26 protein-coding genes are annotated in these 24,129 nt (G+C 49.9%); 10 read left to right on the forward strand and 16 right to left on the reverse strand.

The window, feature by feature from the left end; all coding sequences use genetic code 11:
- Both IQ256_RS19245 and IQ256_RS19250 read left to right on the forward strand, forming a co-directional pair.
- Window positions 1-570, forward strand: a 570-nt coding sequence (locus IQ256_RS19245; RefSeq protein WP_193857179.1) for an ABC transporter ATP-binding protein, incomplete at its 5' end; no start/stop codon positions are given.
- A gap of 7 nt (window positions 571-577) precedes the next feature.
- Window positions 578-2,104 carry an MlaD family protein gene (locus tag IQ256_RS19250; RefSeq protein ID WP_193857180.1) on the forward strand — a complete coding sequence of 509 codons (1,527 nt, stop codon included), beginning with the start codon at window positions 578-580 and terminating at the stop codon, window positions 2,102-2,104.
- A gap of 26 nt (window positions 2,105-2,130) precedes the next feature.
- Here IQ256_RS19250 and IQ256_RS19255 read toward each other — a convergent pair whose 3' ends face one another.
- Window positions 2,131-2,766 carry a hypothetical protein gene (locus IQ256_RS19255; protein WP_193857181.1) on the reverse strand — a complete coding sequence of 212 codons (636 nt, stop codon included), beginning with the start codon at window positions 2,764-2,766 and terminating at the stop codon, window positions 2,131-2,133.
- Window positions 2,767-2,990: 224 nt separating this feature from the next.
- On the opposite strand from IQ256_RS19255, the gene IQ256_RS19260 reads away from it, so the two are divergent.
- The 3 genes from IQ256_RS19260 (at window position 2,991) to IQ256_RS19270 (ending at window position 5,597) form a co-directional block, all read left to right on the forward strand.
- Window positions 2,991-3,986, forward strand: a complete 996-nt coding sequence (locus IQ256_RS19260) for an ABC transporter ATP-binding protein (RefSeq protein ID WP_193857182.1) — start codon at window positions 2,991-2,993, stop codon at window positions 3,984-3,986.
- A gap of 49 nt (window positions 3,987-4,035) precedes the next feature.
- Complete coding sequence (locus tag IQ256_RS19265) at window positions 4,036-4,812, forward strand: ABC transporter permease (protein ID WP_193857183.1); 777 nt, start codon at window positions 4,036-4,038, stop codon at window positions 4,810-4,812.
- Window positions 4,813-4,985: 173 nt separating this feature from the next.
- Entirely contained in the window at window positions 4,986-5,597 is a 612-nt protein-coding gene (locus tag IQ256_RS19270) for a cupin (RefSeq protein ID WP_228025074.1), read from the forward strand.
- Window positions 5,598-5,649: 52 nt separating this feature from the next.
- Here the strand turns inward: IQ256_RS19270 and IQ256_RS19275 are convergent, their stop codons facing one another.
- Entirely contained in the window at window positions 5,650-6,480 is an 831-nt protein-coding gene (locus IQ256_RS19275; protein ID WP_193857184.1) for a pentapeptide repeat-containing protein, read from the reverse strand.
- A 201-nt stretch (window positions 6,481-6,681) separates the two neighbouring features.
- Between IQ256_RS19275 and IQ256_RS19280 the strand changes: the two genes are divergently transcribed.
- A complete protein-coding gene (locus IQ256_RS19280) occupies window positions 6,682-7,353 on the forward strand; it encodes a DUF2834 domain-containing protein (RefSeq protein WP_193857185.1) in 672 nt (223 codons plus the stop codon).
- Between the two features lie 32 nt (window positions 7,354-7,385).
- Here the strand turns inward: IQ256_RS19280 and IQ256_RS19285 are convergent, their stop codons facing one another.
- Window positions 7,386-7,814, reverse strand: a complete 429-nt coding sequence (locus IQ256_RS19285) for a hypothetical protein (protein WP_228025075.1) — start codon at window positions 7,812-7,814, stop codon at window positions 7,386-7,388.
- A gap of 37 nt (window positions 7,815-7,851) precedes the next feature.
- Here IQ256_RS19285 and IQ256_RS19290 point away from each other — a divergent pair, with 37 nt between their 5' ends.
- Window positions 7,852-8,769: a YtxH domain-containing protein gene (locus tag IQ256_RS19290; RefSeq protein ID WP_193857186.1), complete on the forward strand. Its 918-nt coding sequence runs from the start codon at window positions 7,852-7,854 to the stop codon at window positions 8,767-8,769.
- Here IQ256_RS19290 and IQ256_RS19295 read toward each other — a convergent pair whose 3' ends face one another.
- On the reverse strand, window positions 8,770-9,438 hold the full coding sequence (locus IQ256_RS19295; RefSeq protein WP_193857187.1) for a Uma2 family endonuclease: 669 nt from the start codon (window positions 9,436-9,438) through the stop codon (window positions 8,770-8,772).
- Between the two features lie 100 nt (window positions 9,439-9,538).
- Here IQ256_RS19295 and IQ256_RS19300 point away from each other — a divergent pair, with 100 nt between their 5' ends.
- Window positions 9,539-9,826 (forward strand): addiction module antidote protein, encoded by a 288-nt coding sequence (locus IQ256_RS19300; protein ID WP_193857188.1) that lies wholly within the window; start codon window positions 9,539-9,541, stop codon window positions 9,824-9,826.
- 95 nt (window positions 9,827-9,921) lie between these two features.
- Here IQ256_RS19300 and IQ256_RS19305 read toward each other — a convergent pair whose 3' ends face one another.
- The 10 genes from IQ256_RS19305 to cas10 all read right to left on the reverse strand — a co-directional run bounded on the left by IQ256_RS19305 (window position 9,922) and on the right by cas10 (window position 19,434).
- Window positions 9,922-10,341, reverse strand: a complete 420-nt coding sequence (locus IQ256_RS19305) for an aspartyl protease family protein (protein WP_193857189.1) — start codon at window positions 10,339-10,341, stop codon at window positions 9,922-9,924.
- Between the two features lie 62 nt (window positions 10,342-10,403).
- Window positions 10,404-11,054, reverse strand: a complete 651-nt coding sequence (locus IQ256_RS19310) for a hypothetical protein (RefSeq protein WP_193857190.1) — start codon at window positions 11,052-11,054, stop codon at window positions 10,404-10,406.
- Complete coding sequence (locus IQ256_RS19315) at window positions 11,054-12,094, reverse strand: RAMP superfamily CRISPR-associated protein (protein ID WP_193857191.1); 1,041 nt, start codon at window positions 12,092-12,094, stop codon at window positions 11,054-11,056. The genes IQ256_RS19310 and IQ256_RS19315 overlap by 1 nt, the downstream gene beginning before the upstream one ends.
- Before the next feature lies 1 nt (window position 12,095).
- Window positions 12,096-12,554, reverse strand: a complete 459-nt coding sequence (locus IQ256_RS19320; RefSeq protein ID WP_193857192.1) for a hypothetical protein — start codon at window positions 12,552-12,554, stop codon at window positions 12,096-12,098.
- Window positions 12,551-13,531, reverse strand: coding sequence for an RAMP superfamily CRISPR-associated protein (locus IQ256_RS19325; protein ID WP_193857193.1), 981 nt, complete (start codon window positions 13,529-13,531; stop codon window positions 12,551-12,553). The genes IQ256_RS19320 and IQ256_RS19325 overlap by 4 nt, the downstream gene beginning before the upstream one ends.
- A gap of 11 nt (window positions 13,532-13,542) precedes the next feature.
- Window positions 13,543-14,415 (reverse strand): CRISPR-associated RAMP protein Csx7, encoded by an 873-nt coding sequence (gene csx7, locus IQ256_RS19330; RefSeq protein ID WP_193857194.1) that lies wholly within the window; start codon window positions 14,413-14,415, stop codon window positions 13,543-13,545.
- A gap of 3 nt (window positions 14,416-14,418) precedes the next feature.
- On the reverse strand, window positions 14,419-14,886 hold the full coding sequence (locus tag IQ256_RS19335) for a hypothetical protein (protein ID WP_228025076.1): 468 nt from the start codon (window positions 14,884-14,886) through the stop codon (window positions 14,419-14,421).
- A complete protein-coding gene (gene csx10, locus IQ256_RS19340; protein ID WP_193857195.1) occupies window positions 14,883-16,139 on the reverse strand; it encodes a CRISPR-associated RAMP protein Csx10 in 1,257 nt (418 codons plus the stop codon). Before csx10 ends, IQ256_RS19335 begins: the two co-directional genes overlap by 4 nt.
- Window positions 16,139-16,990 carry an RAMP superfamily CRISPR-associated protein gene (locus IQ256_RS19345; RefSeq protein WP_193857196.1) on the reverse strand — a complete coding sequence of 284 codons (852 nt, stop codon included), beginning with the start codon at window positions 16,988-16,990 and terminating at the stop codon, window positions 16,139-16,141. Before IQ256_RS19345 ends, csx10 begins: the two co-directional genes overlap by 1 nt.
- Entirely contained in the window at window positions 16,987-19,434 is a 2,448-nt protein-coding gene (gene cas10, locus IQ256_RS19350; RefSeq protein ID WP_193857197.1) for a type III-B CRISPR-associated protein Cas10/Cmr2, read from the reverse strand. The genes IQ256_RS19345 and cas10 overlap by 4 nt, the downstream gene beginning before the upstream one ends.
- 716 nt (window positions 19,435-20,150) lie before the next feature.
- On the opposite strand from cas10, the gene IQ256_RS19355 reads away from it, so the two are divergent.
- Entirely contained in the window at window positions 20,151-21,020 is an 870-nt protein-coding gene (locus IQ256_RS19355) for a DUF3598 family protein (protein WP_193857198.1), read from the forward strand.
- Window positions 21,021-21,062: 42 nt separating this feature from the next.
- Here the strand turns inward: IQ256_RS19355 and IQ256_RS19360 are convergent, their stop codons facing one another.
- Together IQ256_RS19360 and IQ256_RS19365 are read right to left on the reverse strand one after the other, a co-directional pair.
- Window positions 21,063-22,568, reverse strand: a complete 1,506-nt coding sequence (locus IQ256_RS19360; protein WP_193857199.1) for a YcjF family protein — start codon at window positions 22,566-22,568, stop codon at window positions 21,063-21,065.
- A gap of 73 nt (window positions 22,569-22,641) precedes the next feature.
- Window positions 22,642-23,589, reverse strand: coding sequence for a DMT family transporter (locus IQ256_RS19365; RefSeq protein WP_193857200.1), 948 nt, complete (start codon window positions 23,587-23,589; stop codon window positions 22,642-22,644).
- 104 nt (window positions 23,590-23,693) lie between these two features.
- On the opposite strand from IQ256_RS19365, the gene IQ256_RS19370 reads away from it, so the two are divergent.
- On the forward strand, window positions 23,694-24,122 hold the full coding sequence (locus IQ256_RS19370; protein WP_193857201.1) for a hypothetical protein: 429 nt from the start codon (window positions 23,694-23,696) through the stop codon (window positions 24,120-24,122).
- Window positions 24,123-24,129: the final 7 nt, after the last annotated feature.

A 24,129-nucleotide genomic window follows, 5' to 3' on the forward strand; every position in this document is an offset into this window, starting at 1 on the left:
GGGCTGATAGAAGATGCGACCGATCCATTTAGCATTAGTATGGTTTTTCAGCAGGCGGCACTGTTCGACTCGTTGACAGTAGAAGAAAACGTTGGCTTCTTACTGTATCAGCACTCTAATCTCTCGCGCCGTGAAATTAAATCGCTGGTCGCTCAAGCCTTAGCTGTAGTGGGCCTACCTGATATTGCCGATCGCTACCCAGCAGAGCTATCGGGAGGCATGCGTAAGCGCGTTAGCTTTGCTAGAGCCGTGATGTCCAATCCTAAGAGCCCAGCAGATAGGCCCGGCCTTTTGCTGTACGATGAGCCGACAGCAGGGCTAGATCCGATCGCGTCAACCGTCATCGAAGATCTGATCCGCGATCTTCACAACGAACAGACCTGTCAGTCTTACCTCATTGTCACTCATCAGGAAAGTACGATTCGTCGCACTGCCGATCGCGTTATTTTTCTACACGGTGGGCAGGTACAGTGGAGCGGTGGTGTCGAAGAAATCGACACCACAGACAACCCATTTGTGCGTCAGTTTTTTAGTGCTCAAGTGCAAGGGCCAATCCACGTAGGAGGATAAAAGATTCATGCGGGCACGAACAATTCGAGAAGGCTCTGTAGGACTGCTGATTTTGTTAGGGATTGGCTTGTTTGGAGGGCTAGTCCTGTGGCTGCGTGGCTTTAATCCAGCAAATCGCCCTTACAAATTAACGGCTGAATTTGAGGACACGATGGGCGTACAAATTGGTACGCCTGTTATGTACAGAGGGGTTTCTGTGGGCCGGGTGATGTCGATTACGCCGCAGTCTAACGCCGTAGAAGTCGGGCTAGAGATCACTGCTAGAGAGCTAAGAATTCCTAGCGAGGTGCTAGTAGAGACGGTAGAGTCGGGCTTAATTGGCGAAGTTTCTGTGGAAATTACGCCCCTAACTGAACTTTCTGCAGCGGCAGCAGAGATCTCTCCCCAAGACCGAACGTGTGATAGCAGTGTGATTCTTTGCGATGGCGATCGCCTAGAAGGAGAAATTGGTCCTAGCTACGAAGCGCTCTTGCGCTCAACGACTAACCTGATGGATCTCTACGCCGACCCAGAGGTTATAGAAGAGCTAAAGGTCGTATTGCAAAACGTGTCTGCAGCCACTGCTCAAGCCAGCATACTCACCCAAGAAGCCACGCAACTGACGCAGACTGTCAGCGGCGAACTGCCTTCGATCTTGGCGGCGGCTCGAACGGCAACCGGGGCGGCAACCGGGGCAGCGCTCCAGATTCAGAGTACGGTCGAGCAGTTCTCTTTGACGGCAAACGATATCAATGGCCTGATCGGCGAGAATCGGCTCGTGTTAGTAGATACGCTAGGTAATTTGCAGGCGACAAGTCTGCAATTGCGAAATGCCGCTGACGTGCTAGGGCCAACGATTCAGAGTGGCGAACTTATCGGTAATCTAGAGGTGCTACTGCTCAATGCCGCTCAGGCTTCTGAAGATTTGGGCGCGGTCACGGCCTCGCTAAATACGCCAGCTAATCTAGTGCTGATTCAGCAAACTTTAGAATCGGCTAGAGATGCGCTGTCGAGTGCTCAAAAGGTGATGGCTGATGTCGATGAATTGACTGGCGATCCAGAGCTGCGCCGCCAGGTTCGCGAGCTGATTAATGGGCTAGGCACGCTGGTTTCTTCGACCGATTCTTTGGCAGAGCAGACAGAGGTTGCCCAGGTACTAGAGCCTTTGGGTACGGCTATCAATACGGCCAGCCTATCAGCGGCTGACGAATTTACGCTCGATCAGCAGGCGCTCGATCGGCTCTTGTCCGCTCAGTCTCTCGCATCCGATCAGTCTATAGACTGGCCTGCAGCTGATTTGGCAGTCTCTAACTCAGCCTTACAAACCGCCTCTGATAGCTTGCGATCGCGTTTCTTCTCTGAAGCGACCACCGGGTCTACCTTTGGAGCGATCGCAGAGTCCGACCAGGAACCTGCCTCACCATTTATCAGCGAATCACCCACATCCATCGATCTGCCCACACCCACCGATCCACAGCAGCCCGTCCTTACCTTCGACGGTGAGCGCTACACGCTTCATCTACCCAAACGGCTAGCCAAAAAGCCAGTCGAATAGCTTTTGTGACCTGAGTATCTGTAGCCTTAGGCAGGGGTATCTACCTCATCGGTCTGCATATCCCAAGGAACTACCGAGAAAAATACTAAGGTCAGCGAGATCACCAAGCCAGTAGTGAGATATTGCCAGCTAGGCTGATGATATAGCAGCGCAATTGCCAGCGTATGGACTAGGCAGGCGGCTGTAAAAGCATGCGATCGCATACCCACTGCCATTGCGCCATAGCCCAGCGCACACAGCCCCATCCACAAAGGACAAAGGCTCACCATAATGGCACTGATACATCCATAGATCCCACAGGCCGTCACTACCATGCCGACCGACATCAGCCCGGCCCACATAAAGATCACCCAGTTCAATCGCTCGTCGTCGATCAAAGTCCAGGTTAGACCCGACGTACTGGCAATACCCACGCCCGTCAAAGCGGCATCGAACGTGGCCTGCGTCATCCAGCTAACCGACGAAAACTGACCCATTAGAAAGATAACTAGTGTCAGCCCGCCCCAGATCAAAAAAGCCTGATCGATAAAAGAAAAGCAGAAGCCGGGCCAGTTTTGAATTCTTTGTCTGAAATGGGCGTCTAGTAGCCTGCTGAGATCTTGCATACATAGAGACTCATTCTTGAAAGTCTCTAAGGTGTCGCGAAAATCGAAAGAAGTCATACTGATGGTTTGAGGTCCTGCTAACAGCGTGATGGTTTAGTCGTCTCGAAGCCGTCATGATGACGACCAAACAGAAAAACTACAATTTGTGAATAAATGTTAACAGATTATTAACATTGTGTAAGGTTCGGTCATACATATTTCTACGTACGATTTTTTTTCAGCGTCAGCGCGTTAGCATACACGTCTGACAGGTTTTTAATACTTTTTGGTTTTCTTTCGCTATGCCATCGGTGTCTCATAGTCTCAGTGCCGATTTGCGATCACTACCGAGATTCGCGCTTGTCTCTGAAGCGCTCAACAAAAGCTATGGCCGGGGCAAACAGCGGTTTGAGGCAGTACGCGATGTTTCGCTTAAAATCGCGCCGGGGGAAGTATTGGCCTTTTTGGGGCCTAACGGGGCGGGTAAGACAACAACGATCAAGATGATTGCCGGGCTGATTCGCCCGGACGCTGGCAAAGTAGAAATTGCGGGCAAAGATCCCCACCGAAATCCACAGGCGCTTCAGGGCGTTGGCGCAGTGCTAGAAGGCAATCGGAATCTGTACTGGCGACTGACACCGCTAGAAAACCTGGAATACTTTGGGGTACTGCGCCAAATGCCGAGGAAGCTGGCAAAGTCGCGTGGGATGGATCTGCTCAAAACCTTTGGCCTAGTCGAAAGGCGAAATGTCGCGGTTCAAAAGCTCTCGCGCGGGATGCAGCAAAAGATTGCGATCGCAGTTGCCTTAATCCATCAGCCGCATTTGCTACTGCTGGACGAACCCACCCTGGGCCTAGACGTAGAAGCAGGTGAAACCGTCAAACAGCTCGTTCGACAGGTAGCAGAGTCTGGCTGTGCGATTCTACTGACGACCCATCAGCTCAGCGTGGCCGAATCTCTTTCTGATCGAGTGGCCATTATTCGCGAAGGCCGCATTATCACAGAGCAGCCGACCCAGGCGCTGATTCGCCAATTTTCTAAGGACGCAGGGTATTACATCGAGATTGAAGGGCGACTAGATACTAGTAGACGAGAGGCGATCGCATCGCTGGGCGCGACGGTCGGTGACAGCTACATTTCCTACTATCCCGAGGCAGCAGCTTCAGACAGTGACAAGCGCCTAGCGTCCGCCACACTCTACAAGATTCTTAGCATTTTAGACCCGCTACCCATCGTAGAGATTCGCCAAGAGCGAGCTAACCTGACCGACATTTTCTTGCAGCTAGTCAAGCAGTAAACCCTTATAGTCAGGCTTCATAACAATAAGCCTCCACAAACCCGTCACTATGATCGATTTATTCATCGGCGAATTCAAGCGTACCTGGGTGCAAACCCTACGCTACCCTTCTGAAGTCATTGGTGGCGTCGTGATCTTGACCGCTGTCTTCTATGGCATCTTTGTCGGCGCTCAGTACATGACTGGATCTAGTGGAGGAGCATTCGGCGACCGATTAGATGCGATTGTGGTTGGCTATGTAATTTGGACGCTGGTGGTCTATATCGTCAATGACATCGCGACTAACCTGCAGATGGAAGCGCGAACCGGCACGTTAGAGCAGGTCTTTCTATCGCCATTTGGAGCGCCTAAGGTGTTTTTAGCACGGGCAATTGCCAGCTTGACACTTCGCCTGCTGTTGATCCTAGCGGTGCTGGCAATCATCATCGCTATGACTGGCAGTCAGATTGCTTTTCCGCCAATGCTGCTGCTGCCGTTAATCACGCTGCTGCTCAGCGCCTATGGCCTGGCGTTTTTTATTGGTTCCTTTGCTCTGGTGCTAAAGAAAGTGCAGCAGGTGCTGAGCATGTTTCAGTTTGTTCTATTCTTCTTGTTGGCGACCCCGACTGAAGATTGGACCGGGCCAGCGCGGCTGGTTGCCAACGTGCTGCCCATTCTGCCTAGCACTGGACTACTCAGAGATTTGATGGCACGCAATCAGAGTTTGGATTGGGATAGATGGGCGATCGCGCTGCTCAACGGCGTTATCTACTTCACCATTGGTACTCTGCTCTTTCGCTGGGCAGAAGGTCAGGCCAAGCGACAGGGAACACTCGGCAGCTATTGATGCAGCTACTGATTTAGGTAGTGATTGCTTTTGAGCCAAAACTTCGAGCCAAAACTCCATACAGACCAAAGGCCCATCTCAATACGATTAGCAATCGCGATCGCAGTCCCCATAACCTAGCTCATTTCAGTTGTCGTTCTTCCTAAGATCGTGGCAAGATCTCAGCAGCCCTAATGCTTCGTTCTCATATGGAAAACTGGCTAGTCACTGACGACGGCACCTGTACTAATTTCGGCACCATCGAGACCGAGCCGCCAAAACGCACCTATCGGATGTATCGATTCCTGACTGAAATGGAGGACATTCTAGAGCGCGAACCAAACGATGCCAAGCGAGTGCAGGCGATTATTCCGCTAGTGCGTAAGCTGCTGATTAGCTCTTACTGGCTACAGCTAGAGTACAAAGCGCCAAGCGAAAAAACAGGCTGGGCAGTGAACTTTCTCTATCGAGAGCACGAATATCCTTTGACCGTGCAAATGGTGACGTGGGCACCCGGAACGAAATCTACCATTCACAACCATGCCACCTGGGGGATTGTGGCCATAGTCGGTGGACAGGAAAAGAATACGTTTTGGCAGCAGGACGACGCCAACCCCAAAGAGATCTCACCAGTAGGCGAGCAGATTCTGTATCCAGGCGACATCATTGGCTTCACCGGAAACGCAGTTCACCAGGTCGCCCCGATGGGAGAAGAGCCGACTATCTCATTTAACCTATACGGCATCACCGATCGCAGCAGCCGATACAAATACGACGAACAGACACTTGCGGCTTCCAAGTTCTAGCCGCTAAGTTCTAATCCTCTGTATCTAAATGCTTTGAATCGTAGGTAGCTCACTAATAGGCGCTGGCCATTCGCATCTGTACTAGCCCTAGCTCTTGTAAGTATGCACCGGAAATGTCAGCTTCTTTCCAGTTCTGCCGATCGAGTTCGACCCGGCGAAGATCGGCCTGAGCAAACCTAGCATGGTGTAGATGAGCATGGGCAAAGTCCGCACCCGCTAGCTGCGCCCATCTAAAATTGCTGTTTTCTAGACTGGCTTCGCGGAAATTAGCAGCGGTCAGATCGGCGCGTTGAAAGCTGGCACCCCGCAGGCGAGCTTCGCTAAAATCCACGCCACTAAGCGACATGCCATCAAAGTTCAATCCGTTCAAAAATGCTCGGTTGAGCTTGGTGCCAGTGAAGATAGTTTGGGCGATCGCACTGCCAATAAGCCGTACGCCTTTCATCGTGGTCCAAGCCAAATTCGCAGATGAAAGAGCGGCGTTGCGTAAGTTAGCACCCGTCAAATTCACGCCGCTCAAGTTCGCCTGGTTAAGCTTGGCATCACGCAAATTGATATGGCTCATATTGGCACCACTAGCACTGACCCTGGTCATATCTGCTCGAACGCCAAATGCGCCCTGCAGCTTAGCCTTAGTCAGATTGGCCTGTGAGAAGCAAGCACCGTTAAGCTTGGCAAATCGTAAATTGGCCTGAGTTAGGTTAGCGTTTGTAAAGTTGGCATTGGTCATAAAGGTACGGCTGAAGTTAGCACCTCTTAGGTCCGAATTAGAGAAATCCACATCTACCAAGATATGGGCACTAAAATCTATCCCTACCAAAGACAGACCGATGAAGTCTCGAAAACCCTCTTCGTAAAGACGCAGAACATCATGTATTTGCATAAGCTATATAGAATCAGCAAACCAAAGCTAGAAAGATTTAGTTCAATTCTTAAGATAATCTTTAAAGCAATGATTAAACTCTATGCTTATGCATGTTTACATTGCCATTTAAAACTTAAAGAATGCTTTTGAATCTTTAGATAGCTAGTTTGGCGAAGCTTACGAAGATCTACCGACCGATAGTGATCTCTTTCAATTCTTATGACCAGAAAAATATTTTTTGCTGCGCTGTGGCTAGGATTTAGTCTCTATGCCTTCACATTGGCTCCGCCTCAGCAGCCAGATACTTTTGATCTAATTGTTCGGCTTTCTTCTGGGCAGTGGGCAGAGATCAATCCCGCTATTGTTGCCTTGTTCAATTTGATGGGTGTATGGCCCCTGATCTATGCTTGCCTAGCGCTAATCGATGGTACATCTCAGAAGATTACAGCTTGGCCTTTTGTCGTGGTCAGCTTCGCAGTCGGCGCTTTCGCGATACTGCCCTACCTAGCGCTGCGCCAGCCCGATTCAACCTTTCATTCGCCAAAGACATTCTTGCTTAAGCTAGTTGATTCTGTCTGGACCGGGCGGGCGATCGCCCTTGCTAGCCTTTTGTTGTTAACCTACGGCGTCATCAGCGGCAACTGGAGCGATTTTGCTAGACAATGGCAAACTAGCCAGTTCATCCACGTTATGAGCCTAGACTTTTGTATGCTGTGCGCCATCGTCTCTCCTTTGCTCAAAGACGACATGGCTAGACGCAATCTCAGTAACCCCACACTTTTCTGGATCGCCACCCTCATTCCCCTACTCGGCATCGCTTTCTATCTGTCTGTTCGTCCGCCCCTAGAATCAATAGAAAACACCGAGCAGCGCTCATCTGCAGCAACCTGAGAATCTGGACGAAGCTGGTTCTTCACCATTCATTAGGTTGCAGCTAGAGACATAAGCTTCTGTTCACAGGCTTGAAATACAAAGTTAACCGCTGCGAATAAGTTATCCAGCTCGTAGATGCTACTAGGTCTAGGACTTTTCGTAAATGTCGTTTTCTCTAACTTTCCAAATTGCCAAGTACTACCGTTAGAAGCAATGCCATAAATGACTAGCTCAGGAGCACTGTTGATTGCCTGAGCTGCGATCATCTCAGCTAAGCACTGTGCCCATGCCGCTTCAAAATTATCCTGCTTAGCCTCAACTAAAAGAAAGTAGGGTTTGTCAAAGACGACTTTTCCCAGCGGAGATCTCTTTGCCAAAATGTATTCTGGAAACCCTAATAGCTTAGCGTCCTCTCCTAGGTGCTGTGATTGTTCTGCCACAGTGCGCGATCGCATCGTACAAACGCGGATATTGTACACTCTACTTCAAAGGCAAAAGCATAAAGGAGCTGGTCAGTTGGATAGGCAGATGGATAGGCAGAGGCGATCGCGCACTACAAAGCAGCTTGGCATATGGGCAGCTCTCTTTATCCTGGCCTCCTCAATTATTACTGTGCTGTACGTCTCTATCTCATTGCCACCTGCTCTAGGTCAAACTGAAGTCAATAGCGATCTACTTACCCGGCAGCTAGAGTTCGTGCTTAGAATGAACACCGCTTTCTTAGGCTTTCTGGGTATCACAGGAAGCATTGCCGCCTACTTCTTTGGCAAGAGCTTCAAAGAATTTCAAGACCTGTCCAAAGACAACATTCAAGATATCTCTAAAGCTGCGAAGGAGAAACTAAACAGGGTTCACGAATCTTCCGCAATCGAGATACAAAAAGCCGTAGAAGCAATTCAACAAAAAGCAGAAAGAGAAGTCTCTTATCTAATTGACAACGAAATAAGAGAACGAGTTCGCACCGAAGTTAGAAACGTGCAGAGAATTCTACAAAGAGAAAGAGTTATTAGTTCTACCAGTATTGACTATTACTTGCCAGGCGGAAATCCTAATAAAGCACCTAGAGAAATTGAGCTGCTAAAAGCAAGAGAATTCAAAGATGTTCAATACTTTACGAAGCTAGAAGAGCTAAGACCGAACGCAAGCGACGTTGTAGTCTTAGATTTGATTCATTTCTTGATGAAGGAAAACAAGTTCGCAGAAGCTAGCAAAGAAGTTAGAGATAGCACAGCAGCACCCATACTAGAGTCCCTTCTTCAACTATTTCCTAAGGCATCAGTGCTAATTGTATACGTCAACAGCCGTCCTTTCTTGGGTGGCCTAGACTCTGACGAGCGCTATATCCTCGCAGCGAATAGTCCTATCACCGTCGTGGGGAACGCTGCCGACGGCGCTTACGTAGCGAAAGGAGCCCGTCAGGCTCAGGAATACTAGCTAGACCGTCTCAGGATCAATGCCAAGCTCTCTCAGCTTTTCCACTAGTCGCTCGACCTTCTCCTCTGGCGACGGCAGCCGCTTCCCCGATTCATCATACCAATACAACCACTCGCGTTCTCTGCCCAAATAAATCCCCCGCTCGCGCCCCAGACTCAAGCCAATCTCAGGAATCGCAACTGGATTACCTTCTAGCAGTTGATAGACACCATCCACGAGACGATAGACCTCCAAGGAATCGCGCTTGCGGTAGTTGCGTTGATCCGGCACGTAGATAGCATAGTAGCGAACCCCTAGCTCAGCATAGGTCAGCTTCTTTCGCTCGTACTCGCCGCCATAGGTCTTAGACACCACTTCGAGCGTCAGTAGCGGCGGCACGTTGTCCTCTTCCCAAAAAACATAGCTCAGCCGACCAGACTCCCCCACAAACCTTTCTACACCCACGCTCAAAAACCCATCCGGCACAATAGGCGGCTGAGCTGGCGCGAAGTAAACGCCCATATCCACCCCAAAGAACCAGTCCGATCGATCCTTCCAGGCCAAGGCTAAGATCGCCTCCAATAGATTTGGAATTAGATTCTGTAGCTCATTATCCACAGGCGTATCGTCCGAATCTGGCAGCTCGGCTGAGGAGGGTAAGCACTGCTTTGGATCGTAATGTAGGACCATAGTGAAGCAATATTGGATGGTCGTCGCAGCTCAATGCTCTTCTTCGGCTGTTAGCAATATCAGGAAAGCTGATTACACTGTCATTTTAACGCGAGAGCTCATGACTGAGATCAAAACGTATCCCTGGAACGTAGAAGACTATTTGGAAACCAAAGAGGATATGGCCGCATACCTAGAGGCAGCATTTGAAGAAGGCGAGCCTGCCCTCATTGCTGCGGCTGTAGGCGATATCGCTCGGGCTAAAGGAATGACGCAGATAGCCTCGGAGACTGGCCTTGGCCGCGAAAGCCTATATAAAGCGCTCTCTTCAGAAGGGAATCCAGAGTTTTCGACTATTCTCAAAGTGATTCAAGCCCTAGGTTTGCGATTGCAGACTACAGCAATCTGAGCAATTCCTACTGTTAACAACAGTCTGAAGAAGTAATCCATTAAGGAGAGTAAGCACTGCCTCTGCCCATAACATAGGACCATACTGAAACACTATCAGAGAATAGTCATATAAGTCTCTTTTCCTGTTGTTGGCAGATGCCGCAAGCGCTGATTTTGAAGATCGGGATCTAGGCCCAAGTCTTCGAGTGGGATCAGTCCTAGCAGGGGTGTCTGCCCAGCCGGAAGAACCACACAATCGTAGCGTCCTTCACGACCTTCTACATTGATCTGAAGTCCGGCATAAACATCAACTACCTGTGGCCCAGTAGCTGTTTGGGCATCGATAGTGCCTATCTTCTTTAGCCCTAGTTTTTCTATGACATCAACGGGCAAGCAGAGTCGAGTTGTGCCAGTATCAACGAGGGCATTATCGACAGTGCAGGTACGAATATCCACAGCAGGAATAAAGCCTCGATCCGCTAGTACCTGGTCAGCCCAGTTAGTAAGAGTCATTGAAACGATGACTTTGCCCATATTGGTATCTGCTTGAGTAGGAGAATTTATAATAGCTGGTGGGTGCTTTCCTTTCTTAGTACCTACTTCTCAGATCCTTTTGGACATCTTCCTTTCACTTTTCTGATAGAGCCGTCCTCTCTGAGACCTACAATTTCAACTACTATCTTTTGACCTACGGTAATATTGCATTTTTTAAGAAGTTTAGGTTCTTTTGGACTCTGTTTTATCTTTCCTTGTATGTCATATGTGACTTTCCCATTCTTGATGTCTGTAATACACGCTTCTAAAAGCTGACCTACTTCAAATGTATTCGCCTCTGTGAAAGCCTGAAGCTCTGCTTCCCTTTCTGATTTTATCTCAGGTACCTTTAATTCACCGACTGGCGAGCCATCTTTGTAGTATTTCACCAGCCGCGCCGCCCAGCCTAACAAGTACAGCATTCTATCAGCATCGTCTTGATAGTCAGCGAGATACTGACTACAAACTTCGTCTAGACTGCGGTAATAGCCTTCTGTGCGCTTACTATGACCGATTGTTCTACCGTGGCGCACTAGCGTTTTGAGGTAATCGAAGAATCTTTTACCTGCGTTTTCTCCGCTAGCTATCGAGCGGAGGTAGGCGATCGCCTTTTGCAGTTCACTCACGTCCGTTTCATCTAGCACAAGCTGACGGGCGATCGCATCTACAGTATCCCATTGATTCTTCGTGAGTGTTGTATCAGTTACTAGCATCAATACATACCTGTAGGAGCATCTCTATTGGTCGGCCATTTAAGCACTTCACTTAGCTCGCCTAGCTGAGCTTCTTCAACCAGCTTCTCTCGATGAGCTGCTTTCACACTCTCTTGTACAAAGGTCGCCAGCGCCTCACCTGTGAGCTTTGCAGCAGCAGGCGCTTCGTACTGAGTATAGCGATCGCGCACATCCTGCATCACCTCTGCCTCTGTCACCATCACCTGTACAGTCCCTAAGCCAACTGGCTTTCCCCCACCTAGCTTCAGCGCCATCGGGTAGTCAGGATCTTGTCCCAGCGAAATTAGCAACGTGCCTAGCTGCGCCTGAGAAAGATTCAAGAACTGTAAGCTGGTCTTAAACGTATATTCCGCACCCGCCTGCTGTACGGGCGTACCACGATTACCGCCGTCTATCGCTTCACGCGCATGGTGATAAAACTTGCGTCCAGCCGCATTTCCTCGGCTGTCGAAATAAGCCTTTCGCTGGTCGGGGCGAGGGCGATACAGCGAAGGCATAAAGCCAGTAACGGCACTCTTTGAAACGCACTCGGCATCGGTAAAGTGAACTAGCCCCTGCCAGTCCAAAGCCCCAAATACCTGACTCGCCGGACAAAGGCTATCCTTTCTTCGACAGGGCAGCCGCTCTCTTGGCATTTTCTGCTTGTACCGATTGCTCACTACTGCCAGCGTAGAATTTGTGATCGCCTCATAAATTGCTCTGATACATCCTTTCAAGGAACTGCCCTGTATTACTAGGCGATCGCTATGTCCCTGAGTCATGGTTTTGATCAGCGGCACCTTCTGGCCTACGTCGCTGCCTAGAGCCGTAATCCCAGTCGAAACATGCAGCGCCGTTTTCACTCTTAGCGACAGATCCAGCGTTCCGTGATACCCGCTTTGAATATAGCGATGATGACCAATGGGCGCTTTTAGGACTGGCTTTCGCTTAGGAAACGACACCAGCTCATAGGGCTTTGGTGGCAGGTCGTCAGTATTGTAAGACTGGCTGACTGGCCTTCGAGGTCTGTTGGAAACCATGCTAGTTCACCTCCCTTTTGTTAGGCACTAGAGCAACAAACTGGACACAGGCCGTTTTTGTGTCAATGAAGTATCGCTGGCTGATATCAAGATTGTTGGAAATAGAAACCTTGCGAGGAAATCGCGTTTCAGTTCCTGGGTAGGCTTTCGCTTTCAGCTCCTTGGTTTGCCAACCGCTACCAATAGAATGAAGTGACGCATTGCCGCCATTTGCAGAAAGCAACAAAACCTCGTAGTTTCTACCCTTTCGCTTCCAGCGCAGCTCTCTAGTCTGGCTAAAGGCTTGCCCTTCTAAGCAGTCAAAGCCAGTTTCTGGGGATTCACTAACGGGTCGCAATAGCACTCTGTGTGGCCAGCGCAAGAACAGCCAGCTATCCACATCCATACAGCTATCGACTATTTCTTCTAACCGTTCCAAACTAACAGGCTCTGGCGCAACGCCTACATAAGGCTCACTCATGATGCAACGCCCTCCATTAACCGATCTTTCCAGGCTGTCACTGCTGGCGTAAAGAGATCGCTGCCAATCTGCGTCTCATCCCAGGTGAGCTGTACACCTAATCCATAGTCCATAGACTGCCCTATCACGGTAGTCTCACGAATGTCGTTAGCAGGAAAGCCGTACTTTTGGCGCTCAGCGTCGGGTAGAAACACGCCTGCGCCTATTAGTGCTTTGTTTGACCAGGGCTGAAGCTGGCTACCTAGCAGGCTAATCTGCTCGCCTTTTAGCACGCATCCCGGATAGTCTACTGTGGCCTTAGCTATCCTGACCTCTACCAGGCCCATCCCACGAGATTTAGCAAAGCCCAAACCAAACCAGCCGTCGTTCAAATCTCGCAGCACCAAGCCCAACAAGCCTAGCTGCTCTAGCGTAAAGTTCTTCAGATGAATTTTGGTCTGGAATTCGCCTGCGGTACAGACCTGATAGTTAAACGGACCCACGGCAACAGAACCAAAAACGCGGTCAATGGCTACACCATTACGCTCTTCTGTTTTGACTTTGGCTATGTCTATTGGGTAGGCGTCTTCTATACGCAAGCGACTGGCGATCGCAACGCTGCCAAATAGCTGATCGGTAAACGATGACCACCGATATACCTTTTGAGCATCCGGCTCTTTCTCAATGTATTTGTAAGTCTCCTTCTTTAGAGGATCGCTTGCCCATAGTGGTCTCGCCTCGCCCTCTGCCGGGTCTAGATTCGTTGGTCTGCGATCAGAGCCGATAGTGCGAACAATCCGCTCGGCATGGGCGCGGATGGCTCCTTTTAGTGAGCTACCGGGAAAGTAGATAGAGCGCCCGCCTGCGTGATAGGTTTCGACAAATTCCATATCGGGCTTGGTGGGATCGGCCCCTTCCTTGCCGGACTTGATCAGCACTGGCCCTTTCGGAATCAGGCGAATATCGAGCGTGCATTGATTTACAAATCGCTTATGCATAGAACAATTCTCTAAGCCTCCACCGCTGTTTCACTAGTTTCGTCATCCGTTGAAATGCCTGCTTTCGCCGACAGATAACTGATTAGCGCTGTTGTCCAGTCTTCCTTTAACCCCTCTACAAAGCTCTCGTCTCGCTCGTAAGTGCTTAAGTCTCCTTTTATCATCTGCTTCATGTATTCAATTAGCGCAGCAGGATTTTCAGGCTCTACCCAGAGCGTCTTATCGATATCGAGCTGTACCACGCCCAAACCTCTAGAGTTGCCGCCGCCCAGTGGAATCTGCTGTAGCTTGAACTGTTGTAACCCCATGATCAGCAGTCCTAGCTCCCACTCTTCAGCATTTTCGCAGGCTGCCCGAAATTCAAACTGAGTGCCAGCCGGAACCACCTGAAAATCATATAGACGACCGTCTACAGCCGTTTCAGTATCGCGATCGATTGAAACGCCGTCACGCTCTTGGTACTGGCCGAACCAGCTATCGGGCTGTACGGTCAAATCTCGCACCTGGAATTTGCTGGCTTGCCAAGGCGTGCCAAAGACTTTAGACGCCTCGTCAGTAATACCGTTGAGTGCGGCTGTTAGCGCAGCGTCATCGCCTTTGTACCGTTCTTTGATAGCAGTTACTTGCTCGTTTGTACTAGGACTCACTAGCTCTGATGGGTCTTGTGCCAGGGTAGGATCGATTCCTCTGAGGAAGCTTTCGAGCCGCGATCGCAATGCCCCCTTAAAGCTACTACCTGGAATCAGCGGCTGACCTAGCGCATCTTTTACCACGGGTAAATCTGATCCGATTGGCTCAGTAGAGCGCCCCTGGCTGATCCGCAGCGCCGTCACCGTAGTCAGCGTTCCGGTTAGCTCCAGTCTGTTCTTAAAAACATCAAACATCATCTAACCCTCTTGATCCAAACTCAAAAATCTCAGCCGACGAGAGCCATAGCCGAGATAGCGCCGAATTAACTCCATCCGAATTCGCTTGCTATCAGCGCTTTTAGCTTCTTTGGCAATCTCTCCTGCATAGGTTTTCAGCTTGCCATCAATATCTTGAACAATGCGTTCTGCCAGAGAGTCCTTTCCTCGGCCCCACTTACGTTCACGGCCCACCTGATAGCGCAAAAAGTTTTTCACGACCTCCGCGCTCTCAGTCGTATCGGCGACCCGCACCAAATTTCTAAACTGCGAGGATTCTAACTTGTCGCGTCCGCTCTTAGGATATTCGCATTTATCTAGCGCTTCCTCGATTGCAATCACAATATCGTCTTCTTTTTGTCGAATGCCCTTTTGAACGCGCAGCTCAATCTTCTGCCTGTCATTTTCACTCTCCCTATCTACCGTCATTACCCCTGTAGCCTCGCTCATACTGCATTCTCCCTCATCACTAAATGAAACTCGTCACATACCTCTACCTGTCCGTAGCCTTCTGAGCATCGGCTCCCGACTCCCACTTGTTCTAGCTCAGCTAGGGAACTATAACAATCTTCTATCTTTTCTACTGGAACGCTAAACATCATCACGCTACCCATTTTAGTCACCAGCTCAGTATCTTTGGGCAGTCCCCAAGCTGCATTCCAGCCAGAGCGATAGTCGTAGCTGCTGTAGACAATATGTGACTGAATATCATCAGCTTCTAAACCCAATAGCGGCGCAAGCATAGCAGGCGAAATTACTATTGTTCGTCGCCAGTTTTCACTCAAAATGGCGTCAGATTTCAACGTTATTGTGAAAAATTTACGAGAGTCTATCCTGTCATTAGAGCCGTTGCCTAACGCGCTCCATAGCTGCCAACGCGCCTGTAGCTGTTGATTGAACCTGTCAATACGCTTCTCTATATCGCTATCTGGAATGGCAGCAGGCTCAACACTTTGCAGACGAATTTTTCCTAAACCGCGCGAGGCAGAGCCACCGAGTCTGAGCTGAGTGCATCGCTGCTGTAAAAAGGTGTGCAGTTCATCGGCAAGCTGCTCATCTGGCAGCAAAATGCTGGCGCGATATTCTGTAGAAATCTTTTGCCTTTTGCCCTGAGAGTCGTTCATCACCTCAATGCTATAGAGAATTTCATCTTGGGCGGTGGCTCGCTTGCGGTTGATGCCAACGCGGGTAAGCAGGCGTTTCGTGACTTTGTGACTGACGTAGCCCTGTTCGCTTTTGCTATAAAAGCCGCCAAAAGCATCGACGAGGTTGCCTGCTACATCGTTTGGAGTGTAGAAGTGACCTTGCTCTCTGGCGCAGTAGCTGTCGATGAGGCTATCGAATACGCCCGTTTTTTCGGCGTTATCTGAAGTGATAAAGCCAGATTCTGTTTTCATGCTTAGAGCGCTGGCTGGTAGCACTTTCACCGGGTCTGGGCTGAGGGCGTAACGGTCTGAACCGAGAGAGACGATCGCACTATACCCGTTGCGAAATACAGCCGCGTTCTCATCTAAAAACAGCTTGTGAAAGCTGTCCCCCTCTTCTGGTTCAGAAGTGGCATGGTTAAGGATTTCTTTTGCGATCGCGCCGCGAATCATCGTTCCCGGAATGTAGTCTAGTGCTTCGCTGACAGAGCCACCCGGTTTGCGCTGACCAATAGCGAGGGGAGATAGCGCCGTAATCGTTAACTCAATTTGTTTCATCAGGCGTCTTCTCCTACCGTTTGAGTCCCTGTCGAAGGCTCTGTCGAAGATTTTTTAGGCGCATTGCCCAGCCATTGCCAAACAGAGTCGGGGATCTCTAGCGCATCTGTCGCATCGGCTGTAGGAAACTGCCAGTGTAGCCAGCCTAGTCCGGTAGACTTTCCTCCACCCAGCGCGTGAATATGCTGAAGCCCAGCTAAGATCAGCGCTTTTGCAAAGGGGATAGGCTCACCTTCGGTTAGCAGCCAAGGGGGTAATAGCTGAATGCTGCCCTCAAAACGCAAGCTCGCATTAGCAGGCGATGTTTCGAGAAAGTACAGCTTGCTTTCTTCCGCCGTGCGACGGCGGCGATTAATGCTCACCCCCGGACGCAGTACCTCTGGAATATTCTCTTCAGGCTCTGTGCAGACTAAGTCGCTGAACTGAAGCCGCGCTGGCAAGGCGGGATTGCCAAACAGTTGACATATTAAGCAGTGAGTTTGAGGTTGATAGCCTGGTTCGCGATCGCGGTGGGTTTGGCCAATCGGCTCTCGGAGGCGATAGCTGGGTAGATCAAAGTCAGTATCAGACTGGCCGAGTCGCTGGGGACACATGGTGGTCGCAACCGGAGATTTGCATACGGGCCACTGGAGCGATCGCACCAATTTCTCACACTCATGCCGCAGTCGTCCTTTCACCTGCGATGCTGGAATCACCAACTGCCCTTGCGAATTCTTCAGAATTGGCTTATCGGCCAAAGAACCAGAAGATCCCCCCGCACCTACGCACAGGGCCGTCTCGACAACAGCAGCAAGTTCAATAGTTTCGCCCTGCTGAACGGTCTGTTGATTAATAGTTGAAAGCTGGATCATGACGCGGGCCTCTGGACTGTTGCATTGGTAATTTCGACAGCGGCTTGACCTGAACGCTCTGCTTCAATAAAGGGCTCTAGATCCACTAGCTCTCTCCAGATAGTCTCGTATTCTGTTTTTTGTTCTGTAGCAGTGCCTTCAGTCAGGTCTTTTGGCCTGGGCGTAATCCAAGGAGCCAGATTGCCGCTGTTGGTCTCAGCTTTGCACCAGGCATTTTCAAACTGGGCCTCGATCAGCGATCGCTGGTCAGCCGGAAGCCGTACCCGAAAATAACGATAGTTGAGAATCGCCGTGCGTTTACCGCGTTCTAGCAGACTGCGAATTTGGTATAGCTGAGACTTTGGAAAACTAGACTGCTTGAAGGCTCTGACGGTTTTGATCAGGCCGTCTAGCTCGTGGAGGGTGTAAGGGGCGGCTTGCAGCTTCAGACGGTGCTGGCGATCTTTAGGCGAGAGAGTCAGCCCTTCTTTACGAAACGCTTCTATATCCGAGCTGATCATAGTGACAGCCTTGAGTACCAAAAAGTCTACGGTGCCACCGTAGTAGCCGTATCGCTTGAGCGATTTCAGGTGCTTTTTAGCAGATTTCAATAGCTGTGAAACGAGCTTGTCGGCATAGTAGATAGGTGTGTTCGCAGCGGTAATCAGCACGCCGCTAGAGGTGCTCAGCCGACACTTGGCTAAGTGGGATGAATGAGGCTGATATCGGTGCGCTTTGTTTTGTTGGCTAATGTCAACATGTGAAGGAATCTCGTACTTATCGCCGTGCTTCAAGAGTTCGTCTTCAAAGTGTTCGCCAATCGCCTGAGCGACTTCTATTACCTTATTTGCTGGGACAATTAGCAGCACGTCATCTCCGCCGATTGTAATAATCTCGAAGGGATGAATCCAAACGGGAGTTTTGTCCTTTTGTTTTGGCTGGCGAGAAGACTTGGCAGTAGGCGTGTAGTAATGAGGATGAATGTGCTGGGCGATCGCCCGATAGACCGACTTTTCCGTCGCCTCAAAAATATGCTCACTGAATTCTTGATAGCCTGCTGGCGTTCTAATTTTTTCACGAATGTACTGCCCCATACTGTTGCCATCAGCATAGATATAGCCGACATAGCCGTTACTACTATCGCCGATTTCGTGCAGAGACCTAGCCTCTCTAGTCTCTTCGCAACCTGAATGTATATCGCCGTGCTGGTCGAACAGATGACGCTCTTTGTCGTAGTTTTCTAATAGCGGTGTTCCTTTCAAGAAATTCTCAAACTTTGCTACCCAGCTTTGAAAGATCCGTTCCTCAGTAGGCGCTGGATTCCACAGTGATTGAAAGCCGTTGTTTTGGTACCATCTTTGGGTTTCAGCACTTTCTCTTTTGACTATTTGCCCTACGCGCCGTTTTCTAGCGGTTGGTTCCGATAGCTGCGGCTCGTCGGGTAGCTCATCGGCTTCCAGTTTTACAACAGTAGAGCGGATGTCACTATCATCACGCATTAAATAGGGGTGCGTTTCAAACATCGGCGGAAATCGGCGACTAGGTCGAGGCAAAGACTGTGTCGTGGGTAGATCGTAGCCGCTGCGTCGCTGGATAAACTGGCTGGTCAGCTTACCGACTAGCTCGCCGAAGTTCTTTCTAGCTTTAAGGGCTTCTTCGAGTTGGTTAGAAGGTGTATTCTCTTCAATGCCGAAGTATGCCTGAACCGCCAGGTTAGTTTTGCCATCCACTAGTGCAGCTTGCCACGGCGTTTGATCAACTGGATGGTTGAGCAATCCATAATGGATCTCTAGCGGACGACAGGTTATCCCGACAGCGCACGAGTTAGCAGTTAGCGTTTCGTTGGTGTAGCGCTTCTCGATCGCATCGCATAGCTGCTCGGTAAAAGCGGTAGGACAAAAGGCAAGAATATTGCCCCCTGTAGAATAGATAATCAATTCGGGGATAAGCGCTCTAGATAGAGTTTCAAACTCTTTATCTAGCCACTCTTCGCGAATATGTTTGCGGCAATAGGTGGCTGCCTCATAGCACTGGCGAAACCGATTGCCAGCAGCAGTCTCTGCGCTGAAAAAGGCCGGGAGGTCTACTAAATTGATACGATCTAATAGAGCGGAAGCCCCTCGAATCTCTTGTAGGTCGGCTGATTCAAAGACATAGCTTTTGACTTTGGTGACGCCGCCGTACACTAGGCCGATTCTGTCCTCACAGAGTTGGGGGTGCTGCTCAGCAAAAGCTGCGATCGCCTCTAGTGAGAAGTCGCTGTTCGTTTTGTCTAGTTGAGCTAGGGATTCAGCCTGGGATAGCGCCTGCTGCCATTCTGCATCGGCAGGCATTTCCCCCTGGGCGATCGCCTGTCGCCAGCGGTTGAACGTTTCGATAGGGTAGCGTGGTTCGAGCTCGTCACCCCAGGCTAGGCACCATGCGATCGCAGTTTGAATTGAAGGATAGTTTGACGAATTGGACATCAATAGAAATCTCAGTTGGATAGCGACGTATTCTAAAATTTCAGAGACAAGTACAGCATTATTTGATCAGCCACCTCAAGTTCGAGAAAGTCGCAAACGAATACAGGCTAGCTGTATTGCTTTTGTGTAAAGCTTCTACCTCCAAAAGCTTTACACAAATTAAAATTAGAGCACAAGCGTTGAGCAATACACAGTGCTGTCGGCTCGATGGAGACTTCAGTGTGCGACAGTCAAGTTCGATAAGGGTAGTTTGGAGTTTACTTTTTTTAGCGCTTAGTTTTATTAGGAATATAGAAATTTAAGTAATGTAGGATTTAGCTCATCTTAAGCGTTTCGTGATATCTCACCAGTCATTGTGAAGGCATAAGACGGTGAAAGGCAAGTAACCTCAGTTTTTTCACTTAAGGCGGCGAGCATCGTTACACTCTGTCACGTATGAGAGCTTGATACACATTCTTATCAACGAGAATATCTCTACTACGAGGTGAGGTGTAGAAAGAAAGGCATAGAAATGTCATGTAGAATGGACATATTCTATTCTCTTTGTTAGCTTTCCTGTAGTTCAAGCTACCGTACTATCCATCGGCCCTGATGCATTCCTGACAATGTCTAAGATGAAGCCTGCCAGCGAATATATAGACGGAAAAATTACTCGAAAGTCGATGCTAAAAAAAGGCGCAGTGTGATTTAAGACGTTCATTATTCATGTTTTTCCTATGCTCAGTCAATGGCAGTGCATTCGTCAGAATATCGGTACGTGGTACGGCTCTTTTACCCAGTTCTCGCCTGAGGGTGAACAGGTCAAAGATACGCCTAGCGTGCTGACTTTGAAAGAGACCGTGCCAGATCAGACAATGCAGCTCGTACTCGAGAGAACGCCGCCTGGTGGTACAACAGATGTCACAACTCGATCTTTTTCTGCGCCGGGGCCAGCGCCTTATGTTTATTTCTTCGAGAGTGGCGCGTTCACGCAGGGGCCGGCGCAGTGGACGGCCTTTGCTCAGTTTGGCGCTGAGATGTGTTTGACGGTGGGCGATCGCAGAGCCCGGTTTGTGATTATGTATGACAGCGGCGTGGACGGCAGTGCTCGGCTGAAATACGTTGTGTTGATTCGAGAAACTCAAACCGAAGGCGCACAGTTTGCTGAGCCAACAATGACGCCAGCACAGATAAAAGGTCGCTGGACGGGTACTCTATCTGCGCTCTCTGCTTCGATGGAGCCGATGACGATAGGTTCTAGTGAATGGCAGTTCGATCTGTCTACCAAAAGATTTTCTCTTAGCTGTCAAGATACTTTGAAAGAACAGGCTGGCGAAGGTCAGACCAGAAAGCTGTCGTTGGCTGGAGAGAGGCTTTCAGATAATGTTTTTCTCTTAGAAGGCGAAATAGACTATAGGCTGCTTGGCTTGCCTAACGGGACTTATTGTCTGGTGCCTGATGTCATCCAGAAAGTGGGTGAGTTTCGAGTAGAGGTTGGCTGGCTAAGAGATGACGGCATGCGATCGCGCCTAATCCGCTACTACGACAATCGCAGCGTGTGGACTCATTCAGCGCTAATAGAAGATAAGCTAGATTGCAAACAGTAGAAAGAGTCAAAAGAGGATCGAAAGACAGCCAAAGCTAAAAAACTAGGTCAATCGCTCAACTGCGTTACTCAAAAACTGTTTGACAAACTCGTCCTTTCTATTGAGCCGATACTGCTGTTCGACAACTGCCTGAACGCCGCCGTCTCCCCAGTCTTGATTTGCCTGAAAATAGGTAACAAAGCTCTTTCCGGCAATCTGAGTGAGATATGCGGCGCTGACTCCTTGCAATAGTTTGCTGGCCACCGCCGTCGCTAAGTTTGCCTGCAAGCCGACTGCCAACATCTTCATAGCGCCCTTGGTCAAGCTTAATCCGGCCATGGTCTTCGCCAGCGATAGAGCGAGTGCTTTACTCTCTTCTATACTGACTGTTACGCCATATATTTTACCAATCTCTATCACCATCTGCGCGTTGACAGCGGCTGTTGCTAGCATATCGACTACGGGTAAAGGCGTTGCGGCTAGAACGCCTGCTCCGACCCACTGATATCGCTCAATGATCTTTTCTGCTTGCTGCTGACGCTGCGTATTTAGCAAGACTTTAGCTTCTTCGCTAATTTTCTGAGATTGAAGCAACAGATTATTGGCAATCAGATCTTTACTCTCTTCATTCCAGATAGCGAGGATGCGGCTAACTAGCGCAGCAATGTCTGGCTCTGCTTGTGCCCAAGAGTCGTCATCTAGTAAAACGGGCGATGGCAGTGCTGCGATCGCCACCACATCTTCACCGCGCAACAGGCCGCTAGTTCTCTCTCTTAATCGCTGCAAAATCTGTTCTTTTTCGGCGGGTAAGTAGCGATCACACTTATTAAACACCAGTAGCGATCGCTTGCCCATTGCCATCAGCATTTGCAATGGTTCATATTCTGCTCGGTGCAAATCGTTATCAACGACAAACAACAACAGATCTGCCTGCGCCGCGAGCATTTTTGCCTCGTTAGCCCTAGCTTCACCGATTGAGCCCAACTCTAGCAGCCCAGGCGTATCTAGGATCAGGAGTTCTCGATTCGTATCACCTCTCTTATCACCTATTGTTTCAGCCGATACGGCAATGCGATAGCTGGCTCCTGTCGCGGTTGTGCCGATTGTAGCAGCGACCTCTCCGGCGATCTCTCCTATTAGCGCATTAACCAAAGCTGTTTTTCCGGTAGAGCCTAGACCAAATACTACAATTTGAAATGTCTGCTGACTCAGCCGCTGTGATAGCTGATCGGATCTGGCCGCTAGCGCCTGACGCGAAATTTCGTCTTCTATCTGTTCTACTTGCTGCCGCGCCGCTTGCAAACTCACTGCGGCGACTGCGTCCGGTGTTTTAGGCAGCGTAATCTCACGTCTGCGTTTTGGCCGTAGGAATAGCCAACCGTAGCGAGCAAGCACTCCTAACGCCACCAATAGCGCCAGTAACACTACACCCAATATCAGCCGCGCTAGCAAAGGTGAAACGACAGCAACCGTACTATATAGCTGCGCTAGCGAGCCGACTGTGGTCAGCAGCAGCACGATACCGACCAGAACTGCGATCGCAGCTAATAAACTGTAGGACCGACGCATAGACAAGCACTCTTTTCACCTATTTTCAGCCTAGATCATTGACACCGAAATGAGACGAGAAACGCTATTGCGATCAGTCTGGCTGGGAGTTGGGAAGATAGATAGACAGCGCACCGCCAAGTGAAATTAGCATCATGCCAGCGACAGCCAAAAGGTTGGGCACCTCGTTGAAAAATAGCCAGCCGATAATGGCGGCAAATATCACGCTGCTGTATTGAAAAACACCAATCTGGTGAGGTTCAGCGTAGCGATAGGCTTGCACCAGCAAAAGCTGAAAGCTCAGAAATGATCCAGCCGCAGCGGCGACTATCTTGAGGGTTTCGAGCGTAAGCGGCTGCCACTGCCACAGAGCAACGGGGGCCATGAGGATAGAGCCGAGCAGCAAATAGTATAGGGTTAGACCTGCGGGTGACTGGGTCTGGCTGAGGTGACGGATGGTGAGAAATTCTATGGCCGCTGATAGCCCTGCGCCTAGTCCAAGCAGGTTGGCAGGATTAGCCACTAGGTCTGCGTTGGGCTGGACGACGAGTAGTAAGCCCACAAAGCCGATGGCGATCGCGCCCCAAAGCTTGCCAGAAATCTCTTTTCCTAGCGCGAGCACGCCAATCACCGGGATAAATACGGGCGTTGTATTTAGCAGCACGTTGGCATTGACTAAGCTGCCCAGACCAGCGGCCCAAATGAATAGATAGAAACCGCTGAGCCCAAACACAGCCCTAAGTAGATAGTAGAGAAGAATATTTCGATGCCATCCTGCGGAAAAATTGCGTCCGCCTCTGACGGCTTCAATCGGCAGCAGCACGGCAAGGGCTAGTGCTATTAGCAGCCACAAAAACTGTCCTGGCCCGATCACACTCTGAGCAGTTTTGCCCAGAGCGCCTTGAATCGTATTAGCAAGAAAACCCGCCGTAATTAAGAGCGCACCTAGCAGCAGCGAGCCTGACTGGTCCAGGACAGCGTCTGTTTCGTTAGAACTGCTGGCTAGATCGTCGGAAGAGGATAATGAGGGCTTTGAAAGCATACTTTTACGGCTTTGGTGGCAACGGAATCTTCATTATTCTGACATCTGTTGATACGCGCAGGCTGCATACTAGATCAAGTGGGCGTTGTAGGGAATCAAGCAGGATGAGAGTGTTGAGATGGCTGTGCTTGGGATGTTTGCTGCTGCTGACTAGCGGGGTAACCGGCTGTCAGGCGTTGGCTCAGGTGCCGCCGGATAAAGCTGTTCGACTGGCGATCGCACAGCAGCTTAGCCAAACTCAGCAGGCGATCGCCCAAGATCTTGGTTTGCTACAAGGCAGCGAGGATGAAAGTAAGGCTAATTTCAAACTCGAAAAAGTGACCGTCAACAGCCGAGAGAAAGTGACCGACCTTGAAAGCGCTCAGCGCCACAATATTCAAGATGTCTACAGAGTTCGCGGTAGCTTCGAGGCAAAATTATTGCATCCAATCGGTCAGCCGCCGCCCACTCGCAGCCCGTTTGAGCTGTACTTGGGGACGAACCCGACCGAGGCGGACGGCCTAGAAACGTGGTTTGTGCTGAATTCAGATTAGCTGACGC

This window comes from cf. Phormidesmis sp. LEGE 11477 (genome assembly GCF_015207105.1).
GTDB lineage: Bacteria > Cyanobacteriota > Cyanobacteriia > Phormidesmidales > Phormidesmidaceae > Phormidesmis.